16 protein-coding genes and 3 tRNA genes are annotated in these 18,535 nt (G+C 67.7%); 10 read left to right on the top strand and 9 right to left on the bottom strand.

Translation table 11 applies throughout. The features are described from left to right. Positions 1-4: 4 nt before the first annotated feature. Together ASG12_RS11340 and bcp are read right to left on the bottom strand one after the other, a co-directional pair. A complete protein-coding gene (locus ASG12_RS11340; RefSeq protein ID WP_055789239.1) occupies positions 5-661 on the bottom strand; it encodes a TetR/AcrR family transcriptional regulator in 657 nt (218 codons plus the stop codon). 20 nt (positions 662-681) lie between these two features. Next, on the bottom strand, positions 682-1,155 hold the full coding sequence (bcp, locus tag ASG12_RS11335) for a thioredoxin-dependent thiol peroxidase (RefSeq protein WP_055789237.1): 474 nt from the start codon (positions 1,153-1,155) through the stop codon (positions 682-684). Positions 1,156-1,273: 118 nt separating this feature from the next. Here bcp and ASG12_RS11330 point away from each other — a divergent pair, with 118 nt between their 5' ends. Beyond that, positions 1,274-1,495, top strand: a complete 222-nt coding sequence (locus ASG12_RS11330) for a DUF3618 domain-containing protein (RefSeq protein WP_045822338.1) — start codon at positions 1,274-1,276, stop codon at positions 1,493-1,495. 71 nt (positions 1,496-1,566) lie between these two features. On the opposite strand, the gene ASG12_RS11325 is transcribed toward ASG12_RS11330, so the two are convergent. Next, a tRNA-Lys gene (locus ASG12_RS11325) sits at positions 1,567-1,639 on the bottom strand. A gap of 351 nt (positions 1,640-1,990) precedes the next feature. Between ASG12_RS11325 and ASG12_RS11320 the strand changes: the two genes are divergently transcribed. From ASG12_RS11320 to ASG12_RS11305, 4 genes are all read left to right on the top strand, one after another. After that, positions 1,991-3,223, top strand: coding sequence for a L,D-transpeptidase (locus ASG12_RS11320; RefSeq protein ID WP_055789234.1), 1,233 nt, complete (start codon positions 1,991-1,993; stop codon positions 3,221-3,223). A gap of 84 nt (positions 3,224-3,307) precedes the next feature. Then, positions 3,308-4,450, top strand: coding sequence for an acyl-CoA dehydrogenase family protein (locus ASG12_RS11315; RefSeq protein WP_055789231.1), 1,143 nt, complete (start codon positions 3,308-3,310; stop codon positions 4,448-4,450). A gap of 104 nt (positions 4,451-4,554) precedes the next feature. Beyond that, a complete protein-coding gene (locus tag ASG12_RS11310) occupies positions 4,555-5,010 on the top strand; it encodes a MarR family winged helix-turn-helix transcriptional regulator (RefSeq protein ID WP_055789229.1) in 456 nt (151 codons plus the stop codon). Positions 5,011-5,050: 40 nt separating this feature from the next. Then, the gene (locus ASG12_RS11305; RefSeq protein WP_082501869.1) at positions 5,051-7,267 is read left to right on the top strand and encodes an MMPL family transporter; all 2,217 of its coding nucleotides are present in this window, start codon (positions 5,051-5,053) and stop codon (positions 7,265-7,267) included. A 44-nt stretch (positions 7,268-7,311) separates the two neighbouring features. Here the strand turns inward: ASG12_RS11305 and ASG12_RS11300 are convergent. Both ASG12_RS11300 and orn read right to left on the bottom strand, forming a co-directional pair. Next, positions 7,312-7,384: transfer RNA gene (locus tag ASG12_RS11300), tRNA-His, on the bottom strand. Positions 7,385-7,468: 84 nt separating this feature from the next. Then, entirely contained in the window at positions 7,469-8,068 is a 600-nt protein-coding gene (gene orn, locus ASG12_RS11295; RefSeq protein ID WP_055789226.1) for an oligoribonuclease, read from the bottom strand. A gap of 92 nt (positions 8,069-8,160) precedes the next feature. On the opposite strand from orn, the gene ASG12_RS11290 reads away from it, so the two are divergent. Then, the gene (locus ASG12_RS11290; protein ID WP_055789225.1) at positions 8,161-9,729 is read left to right on the top strand and encodes a helicase HerA-like domain-containing protein; all 1,569 of its coding nucleotides are present in this window, start codon (positions 8,161-8,163) and stop codon (positions 9,727-9,729) included. A gap of 13 nt (positions 9,730-9,742) precedes the next feature. On the opposite strand, the gene cmrA is transcribed toward ASG12_RS11290, so the two are convergent. From cmrA to ASG12_RS11275, 3 genes are read right to left on the bottom strand one after another with little or no spacing between them, the layout of a single operon-like run. Continuing rightward, positions 9,743-10,546: a mycolate reductase gene (cmrA, locus tag ASG12_RS11285; protein ID WP_055789222.1), complete on the bottom strand. Its 804-nt coding sequence runs from the start codon at positions 10,544-10,546 to the stop codon at positions 9,743-9,745. A 25-nt stretch (positions 10,547-10,571) separates the two neighbouring features. After that, positions 10,572-12,602 carry an NADPH-dependent 2,4-dienoyl-CoA reductase gene (locus tag ASG12_RS11280; RefSeq protein ID WP_055789219.1) on the bottom strand — a complete coding sequence of 677 codons (2,031 nt, stop codon included), beginning with the start codon at positions 12,600-12,602 and terminating at the stop codon, positions 10,572-10,574. After that, a complete protein-coding gene (locus ASG12_RS11275) occupies positions 12,599-13,207 on the bottom strand; it encodes a PadR family transcriptional regulator (protein WP_055789217.1) in 609 nt (202 codons plus the stop codon). Before ASG12_RS11275 ends, ASG12_RS11280 begins: the two co-directional genes overlap by 4 nt. Before the next feature lie 80 nt (positions 13,208-13,287). Here ASG12_RS11275 and ASG12_RS11270 point away from each other — a divergent pair, with 80 nt between their 5' ends. Both ASG12_RS11270 and ASG12_RS11265 read left to right on the top strand, forming a co-directional pair. Next, positions 13,288-13,827 carry a DinB family protein gene (locus ASG12_RS11270; RefSeq protein ID WP_055789210.1) on the top strand — a complete coding sequence of 180 codons (540 nt, stop codon included), beginning with the start codon at positions 13,288-13,290 and terminating at the stop codon, positions 13,825-13,827. Positions 13,828-13,877: 50 nt separating this feature from the next. Beyond that, complete coding sequence (locus ASG12_RS11265; RefSeq protein ID WP_055789207.1) at positions 13,878-14,468, top strand: DUF1707 SHOCT-like domain-containing protein; 591 nt, start codon at positions 13,878-13,880, stop codon at positions 14,466-14,468. Positions 14,469-14,470: 2 nt separating this feature from the next. Here ASG12_RS11265 and ASG12_RS11260 read toward each other — a convergent pair. Further along, positions 14,471-14,544: transfer RNA gene (locus tag ASG12_RS11260), tRNA-Arg, on the bottom strand. 84 nt (positions 14,545-14,628) lie between these two features. Between ASG12_RS11260 and ASG12_RS11255 the strand changes: the two genes are divergently transcribed. Both ASG12_RS11255 and ettA read left to right on the top strand, forming a co-directional pair. Further along, the gene (locus tag ASG12_RS11255) at positions 14,629-16,698 is read left to right on the top strand and encodes a cytochrome c oxidase assembly protein (RefSeq protein ID WP_082501868.1); all 2,070 of its coding nucleotides are present in this window, start codon (positions 14,629-14,631) and stop codon (positions 16,696-16,698) included. 160 nt (positions 16,699-16,858) lie between these two features. After that, the gene (gene ettA, locus ASG12_RS11250) at positions 16,859-18,532 is read left to right on the top strand and encodes an energy-dependent translational throttle protein EttA (protein WP_055789204.1); all 1,674 of its coding nucleotides are present in this window, start codon (positions 16,859-16,861) and stop codon (positions 18,530-18,532) included. Positions 18,533-18,535 lie beyond the last annotated feature (3 nt).

Genomic DNA, 18,535 nt, shown 5'->3' with positions numbered 1-18,535 from the left:
AGGGTCAGCCCGCGGGACCGTCCTCGAGGAGCAGGTATCCGCCGAGCATGCGTTTGAGTTCGGCGACGGTGCGCGCGTGGTCGTGGCCGTCCTGCACCGAGAAGCTCAACAGCGAATACGCCGTGTGCACCAGCACCTCCGACATCATCACCCGCCGTGTGCGTTGGCTGGGGGTCAGCGGGGCGATGATCCGCGCCACCTGGTCGGCGATCGCCCGCTCGTGGATCGTTGCCGTCGCCCGGGTGGCCGGTGTCGACTGCACGGCGAGCCACACGGCCCGTCGTGACGGGTCGTCGCGCCACAGCGCGGCGAGGTGGTCGATGAACTTGTCCAGCAGGCGGATCCAGTCCAACGAGGGGATCTCGGCGGCGAACGCGGCGAGTTCGTGCTGGACACCGACGGCGTCCTGACGATCGAGTTCACACACGATCACATACTTGTTCGCGAAGTACTGGTAGAGCGTGCCAATCGGGACATCCGCGCGGGACGCGATCTCCTCGCAGGTGAGGGATTCGAACCCGACCTCGATCAGCAGCGAACGCGCCTCGACGAGCATGGACTCGAACCGACGGCGACTGCGCTCCTGCGTGGGGCGTTTGCGCGGCACCAGCGGCTCGGGCGGTGAGGTACCGCGCTGCGTGGTGCCTCTCGCCTCGGGCATCTGAAGGGGCGGCCGTGCGCTCAGACCGACAGGTCGCGACGGAGCTTGGCGACGTGTCCGGTGGCGCGCACGTTGTACTGCGCGACCGCGATGGTGCCGTCGGGATCGACGAGGAACGTCGAGCGGATGACGCCGGTGACCGTCTTGCCGTACATCGTCTTCTCGCCGAACGCACCCCACTCGGTCAGCACCGTCTTGTCGGGGTCCGACAGCAGCGGGAACGTGAGCGACTCCGCGTCGCGGAACGTGGCGAGCTTCTCCGGCTTGTCGGGGGAGATGCCCAGCACCGTGATGCCGGCGCCCTCGAGTTCGGCGAGGTTGTCGCGGAAATCGCAGGCCTGCTTGGTGCAGCCGGGTGTCGACGCGGCGGGGTAGAAGTAGACGATGACCTGCCGGCCGAGGTGGTCGGACAGAGAGACGGGGTTCCCGTCGGCATCGGGCAGGGTGAACGCGGGGGCCGGGTCGCCGGCCTGCAGGCGCTTGCTGGTGGTCACGTCGAGTCACGGTAGTCGACCGTTTGGGAGACGACCCCGGCTCGGTCGCCGTGCCGTGAACTACCGTGAGGGGGCAAACGACTCGAACCCTGAGTACATCGACCCAGATGGAGGACCTGTGGCACGGGATACCGACAGCATCGAACGTGACATCGCCCGTGCGCGCGAGGAGCTCGCGTCGACCCTCGACACCCTTGCGGTGCGAGCGAACCCGCAGCGGCTCGCCGAGGACGCGAAGAACGGCGTGCTGGCCACGCTCAACGCGCCGGCCATCAAGTTCCCGCTCATCGGCGTGGGCGTGATCGTGGTGGCGCTGACCCTGAAGAAGCTCGTCAGCTGATCGTCGGTATCACCACCGACACAACGACACACGGCACCGCATCCGTTTCGGATGAGGTGCCGTGTGTGTTGTGCGCCATCAGGGACTCGAACCCCGAACCCGCTGATTAAGAGTCAGCTGCTCTGCCAATTGAGCTAATGGCGCGTGCTTCGTGCGAGAAGGAACATTAACAGGTCGACCGCGTCGGACGAAAATCGTCCCCCGTCGGTCACGGACAGGCATCGATGACGTGGCCGGGGCTCGCCTGGCTCGCCCACCGGCGGACGTCTCGTACACTGAGGTCACCGAGCCGACACCCCGTCCGTGAGGCCTGCGTTTCCCCTGGGATCGTGGTGTCGCACGTGTCGTCCACGAGGTGTGGATCCCACGGGGTCGATGGCGTCGGCGAGTCGTGACATCGAGGTCAGGCCGCGTCGGTTCGGCGAGAGACCGTGACGACCACATGCGCGTCTGTGCGACACAGTGCAAGCGCGCGAGATGATTTCGGGAGTAGACATGAAGTTCGGGTGGGGCGACCGCGGGCGTTCACGATGGGTGGCCGCATCGCTGGGAGTGTGTGCGGTGGGCGTGTTGGGCGCCTGCTCGGCCGGAACCGCCGCCCCGACCTACAGCAACGCCGTCGGTGCGTCGGCCGGGATCGACGACATGCTGCGTCCGCAGATCTCCGTCACCGGGATCTCGGGTCAGCCGCTCCTCGACCGCGCGGTCGGCGTCCAGCCCGGTGCTCCGGTGCGCGTGACGTCCCGTTCGGGCCAGCTGACCGACGTCCGGATCCCCAAGGCCGACGGCGGCATGGTCGCCGGCGCCTACAACGCCGACCGCACGGTGTGGACCAGCACCGAGCCGTTCGGCTACGACCGGACCTACACGCTGTCGGCCGACGTCGCCGGCATCGCCGGGACGAACTCCACCAAGCTCTCGTTCACGACCCGCGCGCCGAACAACCTGACCCAGGCCTACGTGCTGCCGGACAACAACTCGACGGTCGGGATCGGTCAGCCGGTCGCCGTCCGCTTCGACGAGCCGATCACCGACCGCAAGGCCGCGCAGAACGCGATCACCGTGACCACCAACCCGCCTGTGGAGGGTGCCTTCTACTGGCTCAGCGACTCCGAGGTCCGGTGGCGTCCGCAGAACTACTGGCAGCCCGGCACCAAGGTCAACGTCAAGGTGAACACCTACGGGATCGACCTGGGCAACGGACTGTTCGGCCAGGAGAACCAGAACCTGAACTTCACGATCGGGCGGTCGCTCGTGGCGACGGCCGACGATCGCACCAAGCAGGTGTCGGTCGCCATCAACGGCAAGGTGGTCCGCACCATACCCACCTCGATGGGCAAGGACAGCACGCCCACCAACCGGGGTGTCTACATCGTCGGTGACCGCCTGCCGTCGATCATCATGGACTCGTCCACCTACGGCGTGCCGGTCAACTCTCCCGCGGGTTACCGCGAGACCGTCTACTTCGACACGCAGATGTCCTACAGCGGCATCTACCTGCACGCGGCGCCGTGGTCGATCTACGCGCAGGGCAACTCCAACGTCAGCAACGGGTGTCTCAACGTCTCGCCGGAGAACGCGGAGTGGTTCATGAACACCGCGCTGCGCGGCGACATCGTCGAGGTCAAGAACACCGTCGGCGACGTCCTGCCCGGCACCGACGGTCTCGGCGACTGGAATGTCCCGTGGGACGTGTGGAAGCGCGGCAACGCCGGAGACCAGTCCTAGCGACCCTCCCCATCACTGCCATTCACCAGTGTTACGCTCTGCGTTGACACTGTTGCGGCCGAGGGGCCGCGGGAAGGGCACCTGATGACCGAGCGTTCCCCCTGGGCCACCGATGATCTCGACGACCTGCGTTCCATGACGAGGTCGTTCATGGAGCGCAACGTCGCACCCAATGTCGACAAGTACATCGAGCAGCACCATGTCGATCGCGACCTGTGGAACCAGGCCGGCGAGCTGGGCCTGCTGTGCATGTCGATCCCGGAGGAGTTCGGCGGTGGCGGGGGAACGTTCGCCCACGAGTCGGTCCTGATCGAGGAGCAGGCGCGGATCGGCGACTCCTCGTGGGGCGTCAGCCTCCACAACGGCATCATCGCGCACTACCTGCTGGCGTACGGCTCGCAGGAGCAGAAGGAGCACTGGCTCCCCAAGATGGCCTCGGGTGAGGTCGTGGGCGCGATCGCGATGACCGAGCCGGGCACCGGGTCGGATCTGCAGGCCATCACCACCAAGGCGATCCGCGACGGCGACGAGTACGTCATCGACGGGTCGAAGACGTTCATCACCAACGGCTCTCAGGCCGACTTGATCATCGTCGTCGCCAAGACCGACACCAGCGAGGGCGCGAAGGGGATCTCCCTGGTGCTCGTCGAGGGCGACCGCGAGGGTTTCCGCCGCGGCCGTGTGCTCGACAAGATCGGACAGCGCGGACAGGACACCTCCGAGCTGTTCTTCGACGGCGTGCGCGTCCCGACCTCGAACCTTCTCGGCACCGAGGAAGGGCAGGGTTTCATCCAGCTCATGCAGCAGCTGCCCCAGGAGCGGCTCATCATCGCCGTCGCCTCGGTCGCGGGCATGGAGTCGGCGGTCGCCCAGACCATCGCCTACACCAAGGACCGCAAGGCCTTCGGGCGCCCGGTGTTCGGATTCCAGAACACGAAGTTCACGCTCGCCGAGGCCGCGACCGAGACGCACATCGCGCGGGTGTTCGTCGACGACTGCATCGTCAAACACCTCGCGGGCAAGCTCGACATCCCGACCGTCGCGATGGCGAAGTGGTGGACCACCGACAAGGCCATGGACGTTCTCGACGAGTGTCTGCAGCTCTTCGGTGGCTACGGATACATGAGCGAGTACCCGATCGGTCGCATGTGGGCCGACGCGCGCGTGCAGAAGATCTACGCGGGCACCAACGAGATCATGAAGGAGATCATCTCGCGGTCGCTGTGACCGACGGCCGGTGATGCATCGGGGCGGCTCGACCCACGCGGTCGGCCGCCCCGTGTCGTGTGACCCCTTCCCATCGATGACAGGTGCCTGTTATCGTCGGACACGTGTCCCGGCCCGCGCCGAAGTGGAGCAACGAAGACATCGCTGCCCTGCCCGCGTGGACGCTGGTGCAGGCCTACCACCCGGTTGCGCGCCGGTTCTCGGAGATCTTTGCCGCAGAACAGCTCTCGCCGGTGCAGTTCGGTGTGCTGCTCCAGCTCGAGGCGACGCCCGGCATCAGTCAGGCCGAGCTCGCGAGACGAATACTGGTCCGCCAACAGAGCATGGCCGAACTCCTCTCCGGTCTCGTCGAGCGTGACCTGCTGCGACGAGACGCGGACAATCGACGTGGCCGTGCGGTCCCTCTGCATCTCACCGACACGGGCCGACGCCTCGTCGAACGGGCCGGAGACGCGGTCGCGGAGTTCAACCGCCCCCGGCGGCTCGGACTCACCGCCGGGGAGGCGGAGCAACTGAACTCGTTGCTGCACAAGTTGATCGACGCGTCCCGCGAATGGTGACGCCGCTGAAGGTCCTGTCGCCACCTCGGACGGAGTTCTGATGGACACTCTCGCGCGTAACGTCGTCGAGCGCCGACGCTGGGTCATCGCGGCCTGGGTCCTGCTCGCCGCGCTCGGCGGGTTCGGTGCCTCGCAAGCGGTCTCGGCCCTGAGTTACGAATTCAGCCTGCCCGGTCAGTCGGGGTACGAGACCAATGTCGACATCGTGAAACAGTTCGGGTCCGGCGGTTCGGCCGCGCCGGTGCTGCTGGTGGTCGGGGACCGGGATCGGCCCGCGACCGACGACGAGGGCCAGCGCGTCGCGGACGCCGCCAGCGCGGCGGTGCCGGGAGCGCGGATCGCCGGCTTCGCCGACCAACCCGCACTGCGGTCGGCTCGCGGATCGGCCGGGGTGGTGATGGTCTACCCCCGGCAGACCGGTGGCGCGGAGCCCTACGGTGCCGCGCTGCCGGCGCTGGAGAAGGTCGCGGCCGAGACCTCGGGGCGACTGGGGGTCCCGGTTGCTGTGACCGGCGTCGACGCATTGGTGGCCGGCGGTGGGGGTGGGGGAGTCGACATCCTCGCCGAGACCATCTTCGGTGGCGTCGGCGCGCTGGTGGTGTTGGCCCTGGTCTTCGGATCGTTCCTCGCCCTGATGCCGATCGCCGTGGCGGCCGCGTCGATCCTCACGACATTTCTCATGCTGTGGGGCCTCACCGCGATCACCGATGTCTCGTTCATCGTCCAGTACCTTCTTGCGCTGATCGGTCTCGGCGTCGCGATCGACTACGCGCTGTTGATCGTCACCCGATGGCGGGAGGCCCGGGGTGACGGTCTCGACGACGTCGCCGCCGTTCGACACGCGATCGTCACGGCCGGACGATCGGTGCTGTTCTCCGGGCTCACCGTCGCGGTCAGCCTGGCCGCCCTCATCGCCCTCCCGGTACCGTTCCTGCGCTCCATCGGGTTCACCGGTCTGCTGATCCCGTTGGTCAGCGTCGCTGCGTCACTGACCCTGCTTCCCGCGTTGCTCCTGGTCGCCGGGCGACGGCTGGAATGGCCGCACCGACGCACCACCGACCCCGACAGTCGGTTGTGGCATCGCGTGGGCACTGCGGTGGTCAAGCGGCGGTGGCTCTCGGCGGTGCTGGCCGCGGCCGTCCTGGTGGTGTTGGCGCTCCCGCTGACGGGGCTCAACCTGTCGGATCCGACCAACGACTCCCTCGCGTCTCGGGGTGGGCCGGCCGCAGCGGCGATCACCGCGGTGCGCGACAGCGGTCTCGGTGCGGGCATCACCAAGCCCGTCGAGGTACTCACCACCTCTCCGGATCGGGTGGTGGACGAGGTCCGGTCGGTACCCGGGGTCGCCGCGGCGATCAGTCCGCCGCAGTGGGCGCGCGGCGATCTCCGGATCGTGGACGTGTGGACCCGCGACGACGTCTCGACCACCGAGGGTGCCGATGCGGCGGCGCGCATCCGGACCGTCGCGGAACGGGCGGGCGCATCGGTGGGTGGAGCGGCGGCGCAGAACGCCGACTTCATCTCCGCCGTGTACGGGAACGCCTGGTGGATCATCGGTCTCATCGTCCTGGTGACGTTCGCTCTTCTCGCGCGGGCTCTGCGGTCGGTGATCCTCCCGCTCAAGGCGTTGGTGCTCAACGTCGTGTCCCTGGCGGCCGCCTACGGGATCACGGTGTTCATCTGGCAGGACGGGTTCGGGACCGAGTTGTTGTTCGACCAGCAGTCCTCGGGTGCCATCACGGTGTGGATCCCGATCGCGGTGTTCGCGTTCCTCTTCGGCCTGTCGATGGACTACGAGGTGTTCCTGCTCAGCCGTATTCGCGAGGAGTACGACGCGGGGGCCGACACCGATTCGGCGACCATCACCGGTGTCACCCGGACAGGTCGACTCGTCACGTCGGCGGCGCTGATCCTCTTCCTGGCCTTCATCTCCCTGTCCCGGGTGCCGGCCACCGACGTGAAGATCCTCGCCACCGCGTTGGCCCTCGGCATCATCATCGACGCCACGATCGTGCGCGGCGTGCTCGCACCGGCGCTGGTCGCCGGACTGGGTCGGGCCAACTGGTGGGCGCCGTGGGTGCGGTCGCCCGCAGGTGATCCACCGTCGCCCGACGTGTCGCGGGCGGACTCACCGACCTCCCCGGCGGCGTCGCCGACACCGGCGCTCGCCACCGGACGCCACCGACACGCGGACGCATCGGATTCGTTCGAGGAGTGGCGCCGCCGGATAGCCGATCGGGAGCACGGGGAGTCGTGACGCAGAAATGGGAGGGCCGGTTCGGCCCTCCCATTTCGGTGCGGGGTGGATGACGGGACTCGAACCCGCGACAGCCAGGATCACAACCTGGTGCTCTACCAACTGAACTACATCCACCGTAGGTTCGGTGTCACCCGGAACCAGGAGCCCACTCTATCCGGTCGTGTGTGGGCAAGACCAATCGGTTTGCGTGTGCGTGTCTCAGGCGTCGCCGAGATCGGTCACGATCTGGGTGATGACGCTGGTGTCGGGGCCGGGCGCGAGGACGAAGGCGGTCTGGCGGTAGTACTTCAGCTCGCGGATCGATTCGCGGATGTCGGCCAGGGCGCGGTGCGCGAGGCCCTTCTCGGGCTGGCCGAAGTAGATCCGCGGGTACCAACGCCGGGCGAGTTCCTTGATGGAGCTCACGTCGATCATCCGGTAGTGCAGGTAGGTGTCCAGGGCGGTCATGTCGCGGGCGATGAAGCCGCGGTCGGTGGCGATCGAGTTGCCGGCCAGAGGCGCCGCGCCCGAGGAGGTGACGTGCTTGCGGACGTAGTCGAGCACCATCTTCTCGGCTTCGGGGACCGTCACCGTCGACGCCCGGACCTCGTCGGTGAGGCCGGAGGCGGCGTGCATCTTCTTCACGACGTCGGGCATGGCGTCGAGGTCGGCGTCGTCGGCGTGGATCACGACGTCGACACCGTCGCCGAGGATGTTGAGGTCGCTGTCGGTCACCAGCGCCGCGATCTCGATCAGCTTGTCGCTCTCGAGCCGCAGACCGGTCATCTCACAGTCGATCCATACGAGTTTGTCCTGCACCCGACAACCTTAGCCAACCCCGATGACGGCGCTATGGTGTTGGGCGGACGCGCGCCGCCGCCGGAGGGTGCGCCGGGCGGGAGGAACCCACTGTGACCGAAGCGACCGACGCACCATCACCCGCCGCCGAGATCGCCGCGGGCTACCGATTCGAGGGCGCGGCGCTCGAACTCGGTGCGGTCAGCGTCGACGGTGTCATCGATCCGACCGCGCAGGTGCGCATCCCGCTCGCGATGATGAACCGGCACGGGCTCATCGCCGGCGCGACCGGCACCGGGAAGACCAAGAGCCTCCAGGTGATCGCCGAGCAGCTCTCGGCCGCAGGGGTTCCGGTCGTGATGGCGGACGTGAAGGGCGACCTGTCGGGCCTGTCGGCACCCGGGCAACCCGGCGACCGGATCACCAAGCGGGCAGGCGAGATCGGCGACACGTGGGCCCCTGCGGCGCATCCCTGCGAATTCGTCTCGCTCGGCACCGAGGGCATCGGCGTCCCGATCCGCGCGACCATCACCTCGTTCGGGCCCATCCTGCTCAGCAAGGTGTTGGGCCTCAACGCAACCCAGGAATCGACCCTGGGCTTGATCTTCCACTGGGCCGACGGCAAGGGCCTCGCGCTCCTCGATCTCAAGGACCTGCGGGAGGTCATCGCGCACCTCACCAGCGACGAGGGCAAAGCCGACCTCAAGGGCATCGGTGGGGTCTCGTCGGCGACGGCCGGGGTGATCCTGCGCGCGCTGACCAACCTCGAGGCCGACGGCGGCGACACCTTCTTCGGCGAACCCGAGATCGAGCCCGGCGACCTGCTGCGCCTCGACCCCGAGGGCAGGGGCATCATCACCCTGTTCGAGCTGGGAAAGCAGGCCGCACGCCCGGCGCTGTTCTCCACGTTCCTGATGTGGATCCTGGCCGACCTGTTCGAGTTCCTGCCCGAGGCGGGCGACATCGACAAGCCCAAGCTGGTGTTCATCTTCGACGAGGCGCACCTGTTGTTCAGCGACTCGTCGAAGGCCTTCGTCGAGCAGGTCGTGCAGACGGTGAAGCTCATCCGCTCGAAGGGCGTGGGTGTGTTCTTCTGCTCGCAGCTGCCGACCGACATCCCCAACGAGGTGCTCTCGCAGCTCGGCGCCCGCATCCAGCATGCGTTGCGCGCCTTCACCCCTGACGATCAGAAGGCGCTGTCGAAGACGGTGCGGACCTATCCGACGTCGAGCGCCTACGACCTCGAGAAGGCGTTGACGTCGCTCGGGATCGGCGAGGCGATCGTCACGGTGCTCTCCGAGCGTGGTGCGCCCACACCGGTGGCCTGGACGGTCATCCGGCCCCCGCGCTCACTGATGGACACCATCGGAGAGCCCGCGATCACCGCCGCGGCCACCGCGAGCCCACTGCATCAGAAGTACGGGCAGACCATCGACCGCGAGTCGGCGTACGAACTGCTGACCGCGAAAGTGGTTGCCCCCGAGCCCACGCCGCAGGAGACACCCGCCGCGCCGGCCCCGTCGGCCCCGGCGCCTGCGCCGAAACCCGCGAAGGACGAGCCGGGGGTGGTCGCGGAGGTGTTCAGCAATCCCGCGGTGAAGAGCTTCATGCGGTCGGCGGGCAGTGCTCTCGGCCGCGAGATCACGCGATCGTTGTTCGGCGCCGGCAAGCGCCGCCGCTGACGACGGTCCTGGGTCAGTCGCCGAGCTTCTTGTAGAAGCCGCCGACGATCGGGGCCACGATCTTGCGCGGGGTGTACCCACCGGCCACCGACATCGCCTTCGACAGGACGCCGGGGACGACGCGCATCTTGTTGCGCGCCAACGCGTCCAGGCTCAGGCGAGCGACGCCGGCGCTGTCGTCCCACAGGAAACCGGGCACCATCTTGTCGACGATGCTCGCCTCGTCGGGGGAGGGTTCCTCGGTACGCACCGGGCCGGGGGCCAACAAGGTCACGTGCACACCCTTCGCGGCGACCTCACCGCGCAGCGACTCGCTGAAGGTGTTCACGAACGCCTTCGACGCGGCGTAGGTCGCGTTGTTCGGGATGGGCATGTTGCCTGCCGCCGAACCGACCATCAGGATGCCGCCCGCGCCGCGCGCCACCATCTGCGGCAGCACGGCCAGCGTCAGCTCGTGGACCGCGGTGGCGTTGAGCCGCAGCTGCGCACGCTCGTAATCGTGGTCGAGGTCGATGATCGCCCCGAACGTCGCGATCCCCGCGTTGTTGCACAGGATCGAGATCTCCCGGTCGGCGAGCTCGGCGCACAGGATCTCCAGCGAACGGATGTCGGACAGGTCGACCGCCCGCACCTCGACGGTGATCCCGTGCTCGGCCCGCATGGCCTCGGCGGTCTCCTCCAGGATCTCGCCACGACGAGCCACCAGGATGAGCGAGTGGCCGCGACGGGCGAGTTCCCAGGCGAGGGCCTCACCGATGCCGGACGAGGCTCCGGTGACGACGGCACGGGCGGACGCGGACGGTGTGGGAAGGGCCATGGGAGCAGATGGTATCGGTGCAGCCCTAGAGCGAGGCGGCCAGCTCGGTGCCCTGACGGATGGCCCGTTTCGCGTCGAGCTCGGCGGCCACGTCGGCACCGCCGATCACGTGTGTGGCCACACCGGCCTCGGTGAGGGGGTCGAGGAGATCGCGGACCGACTCCTGGCCTGCGCAGACCACCACTGTGTCGACCGCGAGGACCCTGGCGGGGGTGTCGGAGTCGGGGAAGCTGATGTGCAGACCGTCGTCGTCGATGCGGTCGTAGCGTGCGCCGGAGATCTGCTCGACGCCCTTCATCTTCACCGAGGCACGGTGCACCCAGCCCGTCGTGAGGCCGAGTCCCTTGCCCTGTCCGCCGGTCTTGCGCTGCACCATGTAGACCGTCCGCACCGGCGGGATCGGACGCGGCGTGGTGACGAACCCCGGTGTGGTGAGGTCGTCGGTCACGCCCCACTCCTGCTCCCACTCCTTGATGTCGAGGGTGGGGGAGTCGGTGACGGTGAGGAACTCGGTGACGTCGAAGCCGATGCCACCGGCACCGATCACCGCGACTGTCGTGCCGATCTCGCGGTGACCGAGGACGGCGTCGGCGTAACTGACCACCGACGGGTGATCGATGCCGGGGATGTCGGGGATGCGTGGCACCACGCCGGTCGCGACGACCACCTCGTCGAACCGTTCGGCGATCAGATCGTCGGCGGTCGCCCTGGTCGACAGGTGCACGGTGACGCCGAGGACCTCGAGCCGACGGGTGTAGTAGCGGATGGTCTCGGCGAACTCCTCCTTGCCGGGGATGCGCGCCGCGATGGCGAACTGACCGCCGATCGCGGTTCCGGCCTCGTAGAGGTCGACCCGATGGCCACGCTCGGCCGCGGACACCGCCGCGGCCAGACCGGCCGGTCCGGCGCCGATGACGGCGACCCGCTTGGTGTGGCGGGTCGGCGACAACGTCAGGAGTGTCTCGCGACCGGCGCGAGGGTTGAGCAGACACGAGACCTTCTTGCCGACGAAGGCGTGGTCGAGGCACGCCTGGTTGCACCCGATGCAGGTGTTGATCTCGTCGGCGCGGCCGTCGCGGGCCTTGTTGGAGAACTCGGGGTCGGCGAGCATCGGGCGCGCCATGGAGATGGCGTCGACCCTTCCGCGCCGCAGGATCTCCTCGGCGACCTCGGGGGTGTTGATGCGGTTCGAGGCGATCAGCGGGATCGACACCTCCTCACGCAGACGTTCGGTGAACCGCACGAACGCCGCCCGCGGCACCGAGGTGGCGATGGTGGGGACCTTCGCCTCGTGCCAGCCGATGTCGGTGTTGATCGCACTCACGCCGTGGGCCTCGAGAGCCCGTGCCAGGCTCGCGATCTCGTCCCAGGTCTGTCCGCCCTCGACGAGGTCGGCGATGGACTGCCGCATGATGATCGGGAAGTCCGGCCCGACACGCGACCGGATCTCGTCGATGATCGCGAGCACGATGCGCTGGCGGTTCTCGGTGCTGCCGCCCCACTTGTCGGTACGGGAGTTGGTGCGCGGGCACAGGAACGTGTTGAGCAGGTAGCCCTCGCCGCCCATGATCTCCACCGCGTCGTACCCGCCCTTGCGCGCGAGCACCGCGCAACGACCGTAGGAGCGGATCACGTGCCGGATCATGAAGCCGGTCATCTTGATCGGCTTGAACGGGTGAACCGGTGACTTCTCCCATCCCACACTGAGTTTGAACGGGGTGTAACCGTAGCGTCCGGCGTGCAGGATCTGCATGGCGATCCTGCCGCCCTCGGCGTGCACGGCGCCGGTGATGCGGCGATGGCGACGTGCCTCGAGACGGTTGGTGAGTTTCCCGCCGAAGGGGAGGAGCAGGCCGGTGCGGGTGGGCGCGAACCCGCCGGTGATGATGAGCGAGACCCCACCGCGCGCACGTTCGGCGTAGTAGGCGGCGAGTCGCTTGGTGTCCCAGGCGCGTTCCTCGAGGCCGGTGTGCATGGAACCCATGACGATGCGGTTGCGCAACGTCATCGGTCCGATCGCCAACGGCTCGAACAGGTTCGGGAAGTGCTCGTTCATCGTGCGACCTCTACTTCGTCGGGGCTGACTTCTCGCCGGGTGGCTGTGAGGGTGTTCTGGTGGTGAGCGCGTTCGGCGGTGAGTGCGTCGAGGACCTCGTCGAGCCATTCGACGAAACCGCGTTCGGTGCGGATCCCACCGCGCAGTACGAGGTGCTGATGGAGTCGCCGCCCGTGCCGCTCGCCGCCGGATGCGGCGTCCCGTTCGGCGAACGACTCGTAGAGCCGGAGGTTCTCGGCGTGGGTGTCGCGGTGCCGGGCGATCTCGGCCATGAGGTCGTCGAGGTCGCCGTGTTCGGCCGCGCGCAACTTCACGCTGAGTTCATCGCGCAGGCGGGGGATGGGCGCGGGGTGTGACACCCAGTCGCGCAGGGCATCTCGACCGGCCTGCGAGAGCGTGTAGACCTTCTTGTCCGGGCGGGAATCCTGGGCGACCGCCTCGAACTCGACGAGCCCGTCGTCGTGCAGCTTCTTGAGCGTCCGATAGATCTGCTGGTGGGTTGCCGACCAGAAGTAGCCGATGGAGCGCTCGAACTGACGCCCGATCTCGTATCCCGTACCGGGTCGCTCCGCGAGCGACACGAGGATCGCGTGCTCCAGTGCCATGACCGCACAGTAATACGCATCTACACACTGTGCAACAAAGTGCATAACTGACGTTCGCACACCGGCCCTAAGCTGCCCTCATGACCGACGCAGATGGGTCCCACCGGGTCGAACCGCAGTTCGCCGCCGACGAGGTGTCGACGCTGCGGGGGTTCCTCGCCTACCAGCGGGCGACGTTCTCCTGGAAGTGCGAGGGACTCGACGCCGCCGAATTGGCCACCACGGTCGCGGCCTCGTCGATGACCCTCGGCGGGATGCTCAAACATCTCGCCTTCGTCGAGACCCAATGGGTGACACATCGACTCGCCGGCCGAGCGATGCCGCAGCCGTGGGCGTCGGTGGACTGGGCGGCCGATCCCGACTGGGACTGGACCTCGGCCGCGCGCGACACCCCTGACCGGTTGTGGTCGCTGTGGCGGGATTCCGTCGGCGACTCCGATGCCGCGATCGACGCGGCCCTCGACGCTGTCGGCATGGACGGGCTCACGTCGATCGCGCGCGGTGACGGTGCCCGCTTCTCGCTGCGCTGGGTGGTGGTCCACCTGATCGAGGAGTACGCACGTCACAACGGCCACGCCGACCTCGTCCGCGAGGCGATCGACGGTCGCGTCGGGGAATGACGACCTTTCGGCGGACGCCGGGGATGTCGGTTTCCACTAGCCTGGCGCCCATGGTCGGACAGCCCGACGACGCGATACGCGTCGGCAACCCCGAGCGCGAGCGCGCCATCACGCACCTCAACGACGCCTTCGCCACCGGCTACATCGACATCGCCGAGTTCGAGGAGAGGTCGGGCCGCGTCTACGAGTCGAAGACGCGCGGCGACCTCCGCTCGGTCCTGGAGAACCTCCCGGTGGCGGCGTCGCTGTTCCCCGACACCCCCGCCGCCGTGGCGACCGGGGTGCCGGTGGCGCCGACTCGACCGGTGGTGTTCGACGCCAACTGGGAGACGGTGCGCCGCAAAGGGACCTGGGATGCGCCGTCGAACATCCTGGTCACCGGGACGATGGGGACGGTCGACCTCGATTTCACCAACGCGGTGATCGCGACGGTCACGGTGACGCTGCAGTTGCAGGTCTCGGCCATGACGGTGAAGCTGCGCGTGGGGCCCGATCAGGAGATCCGCTGTACAGGTCTCACGACGAGTGGGATGTCGGGCGTGAAGGACAAGGCTGGTGCACCGAAGCGACCGGGTGGCGCGGTGATCGACGTGATCGGGTCCATCTCGGCGATGACGGGGCTCACGATCAAACGTTCCTGATGTGCCCCCGGCAGGACTCGAACCTGCGACCTAGAGATTAGAAGGCTCTTGCTCTATCCACCTGAGCTACGGAGGCGCGCGGCAAGTGTATCGGGGCCGCGCTGCCGGAGCCGGGATCGACCGGGCAGACGGCGATCGGCGCGCGGATAGACTCGGCGCCATGAGCGTGACCACTCCTGACTCCCTCGATCTGCGTCGCAGCGGCGCCGGTGCCCTGGCGTGGGTGGTCGCATGGGTGGCCGTGATCGTCGCGGTCATCGTGACCGCCGTGTCCGCCGCCGAGGCCGTCGCCCTCGCCGGCATCCCCGATCCCGGATGGCTCACCACGTACGGCATGCCCGTGGTGCAGGGAACCGGTGAGATCGCCATCGCGATCGCCATCGGCTCAGCGCTCTTCGCGGCGTTCTTCGTGCCGCCGCAGTCCGACGGCGTCCTCGACGTCGGCGGCTACCGCGCGATCCGATGGGCCGTGGCGGGTGCGATGACGTGGGCGGTGACGTCACTGCTGATGATCCCGCTGTCGCTGTCCAACGTCTCGGGCCAACCCCTGGCCACGTCGCTGGAGCCCCAGAACCTGATGAACGCCCTCGACCAGGTCGCCGACGCGCGGTCGTGGTTGTGGACGGCGATCTTCGCCCTCATCACCGCGGTCGCGGCCCGGGTCGCCCTGCGCTGGTGGTGGACCCTCGTCGCGCTCGGGATGGGTGTGCTGAGCCTGATGCCGCTCGCCATCAGTGGCCACTCCTCGGCCGGCGGCGACCACGACTACGCCACGAACAGCCTGATCCTGCACATCGTCGGGGCCACGGTCTGGCTCGGCGGTCTCTTCGCCGTGCTGGTGTACGCCCGCGGTCTCGGCGCCCACACCGCGCTCGCCGTCCGTCGGTTCTCGCGGGTGGCGTTGTGGTGCATCGTCGTCGTCGGCGCGAGCGGCGTGATCAATGCCCTCATCCGGGTCCACCTCGACGAGCTGTTCACCACCACCTACGGCCGCGTCGTCCTGCTCAAGGCCGTGGCGCTGATCGTCCTCGGCGCGTTCGGCGCACTCCACCGCAGACGGTCGATCGCCGCACTCGACGCCGATCCCGGCGACCGCGGCGCCTTCGTCCGCTTCGGCATCGCCGAGGTCGTGGTGTTCGCGGTGACCTTCGGACTCGCCGTCGGGCTGGCCCGTACCCCGCCGCCGGCGCGCAACACCTCGGAGCTGTCGATCCAACAGGTCGAACTGGGCTACAACCTGCCCGGCGCCCCGACGCTGTCGTCGCTGCTCACGACGTGGCGGGTCGACCTGCTCCTGGGTACGGCGGCCGTCGCGCTGTGCGTGGTCTACCTGCGGGGGGTGATCAGGCTCCGGCGTCGCGGTGACGACTGGCCGATCGGACGCACCATCAGCTGGGTCATGGGGACCGTGTTGCTGCTGTTCACGACGTCGTCGGGTCTGGGCGCCTACTCGATGGGCATGTTCAGCATCCACATGATCGCGCACATGCTGATGTCGATGCTGATCCCCGTGTTGCTGGTGCTCGGCGGACCGATCACCCTCGCGCTGCGGGCCCTGACCCCGGCCGGTCGCGGAGCTCCGCCCGGGCCCCGGGAATGGCTGCTCACCGGCCTCCACAGCCCGGTGTCGCGTTTCCTCACCCACCCGGTGGTCGCATTCGTGCTGTTCGTCGGCAGCTTCTACGTGCTCTACCTGGGCGGTCTGTTCGACATGGTCGCGACATATCACGCGGCCCACATCGTCATGAACATCCACTTCCTGGTGAGTGGCTACCTCTTCTACTGGGTGGTGATCGGCATCGACCCGTCCCCGCGGCAGGTCCAACCGCTGATCAAGGTGGCGATGGTGTTCGCGGCACTACCGTTCCACGCGTTCTTCGGGGTGATCCTGATGTCGCAGGACTCGGTGATCGCCCGCGGCTACTACAGCGCACTGCGTCTGCCCTGGAACACCGATCTGCTCTCCGACCAGCGCGTCGGCGGCGGTATCGCGTGGGCGGCCGGAGAGGTTCCCCTGGTCATCGTGCTGTTGGCCCTGTTCATCCAGTGGACACGCCAGGACCAGCGCATGGCCAAGCGCTTCGACCGTCGCGAGGACCGCGACAACGATTCCGAACTCGCCCAGTACAACGCGATGTTGGCGGGACTGTCGGGACAGCGGAGCTCCGATCGTCCGGCCGACGACGAGGCGACGGCGAGCCGGTCGACCACGTCGGCCGAGGGGAGCTAGACCGCTCCGCCACGACCGCTAAGGTTGTGATCGACTCCGACGGGCATCGGAGGCGTCGGGCCGACGTGTGCGCAGTGTGGTGTGAGACTGACGCCCGGCCACGACGTGCCCCGAGCAGAAACGAAGCCGCACAGATCGACGCGGCGTGGAAGGTGGCAACATGGCCGAGTTCATCTACACGATGAAGAAGGTACGTAAAGCACACGGCGACAAGGTGATTCTCGACGACGTCACCATGTCGTTCTACCCCGGCGCGAAGATCGGCGTCGTGGGCCCCAACGGCGCGGGTAAGTCGTCGATCCTCAAGATCATGGCCGGCATCGATCAGCCCTCCAACGGTGAGGCGTTCCTCGACCCGAACGCGTCGGTCGGCATCCTCATGCAGGAACCCGTCCTCAACGACGAGAAGACCGTCCGCCAGAACGTCGAGGAGGGCATGGGCAAGGTCAAGGAGGATCTCGACCGGTACAACGAGATCGCCGAGCTCATGGCCACCGACTACTCCGACGAGCTCATGGAGGAGATGGGTCAGCTGCAGGAGGCACTCGACCACGCCGACGCCTGGGACCTCGACTCCCAGCTCGAGCAGGCGATGGACGCGCTGCGCTGCCCGCCCGCCGACGAGCCCGTCACCCACCTGTCCGGTGGTGAGAAGCGGCGCGTCGCGCTGTGCAAGCTGCTGCTGTCCAAGCCCGACCTGCTGCTGCTCGACGAGCCCACCAACCACCTCGACGCCGAGAGCGTGCTGTGGCTCGAGCAGTTCCTCGCGAGCTACGCGGGCGCCGTTCTCGCCGTCACCCACGACCGGTACTTCCTCGACCACGTCGCGGGATGGATCTGTGAGGTCGACCGCGGCAAGCTGCACCCCTACGAGGGCAACTACTCCACCTACCTGGAGAAGAAGGCCGAGCGCCTCGAGGTGCAGGGCAAGAAGGATCAGAAGCTGCAGCGTCGCCTCAAGGAGGAACTCGCCTGGGTCCGTTCGGGTTCCAAGGCCCGCCAGACCAAGAACAAGGCGCGCCTGGGCCGGTACGAGGAGATGGCGGCCGAGGCCGACAAGATGCGCAAGCTCGATTTCGAGGAGATCCAGATCCCCACGCCGCCGCGACTGGGCGACGTGGTGGTCGAGGTCAAGAACCTCGACAAGGGCTTCGACGGCCGCGTCCTCATCAAGGATCTCTCGTTCACGTTGCCGCGCAACGGCATCGTCGGTGTCATCGGTCCCAACGGCGTCGGCAAGACGACGCTGTTCAAGACCATCGTCGGCCTCGAGAGCCCCGACTCGGGCAACGTCAAGGTCGGTGAGACGGTCAAGTTGAGCTATGTCGACCAGAACCGCGCGAACATCGACCCGAAGAAGAACGTCTGGGAGGTCGTCTCCGAGGGGCTCGACTTCATCGAGGTCGGCCAGAACGAGATGCCCTCGCGCGCCTACGTGAGCGCGTTCGGGTTCAAGGGACCGGATCAGCAGAAGAAGGCCGAGGTGCTCTCCGGTGGTGAGCGCAACCGCCTGAACCTCGCGTTGACGCTCAAAGAGGGCGGCAACCTGATCCTGCTCGACGAGCCCACCAACGACCTCGACGTCGAGACACTCGGATCGCTGGAGAACGCTCTCGACTCGTTCCCGGGCTGTGCCGTGGTCATCTCGCACGACCGGTGGTTCCTCGACCGGACCTGCACCCACATCCTCGCGTGGGAGGGCAACGTCTCCGAGGGCCAGTGGTTCTGGTTCGAGGGCAACTTCGAGGCGTACGAGGCCAACAAGATCGAGCGCCTCGGCGCCGACGCCGCCCGCCCGCACTCGGTCACCCACCGCAAGCTCACCCGGGACTGAGCG

It is taken from the genome of Williamsia sp. Leaf354, from assembly GCF_001424365.1.
Classification (GTDB): Bacteria; Actinomycetota; Actinomycetes; order Mycobacteriales; family Mycobacteriaceae; genus Williamsia_A.
This window is presented reverse-complemented; position numbering and strand designations above follow the sequence as displayed.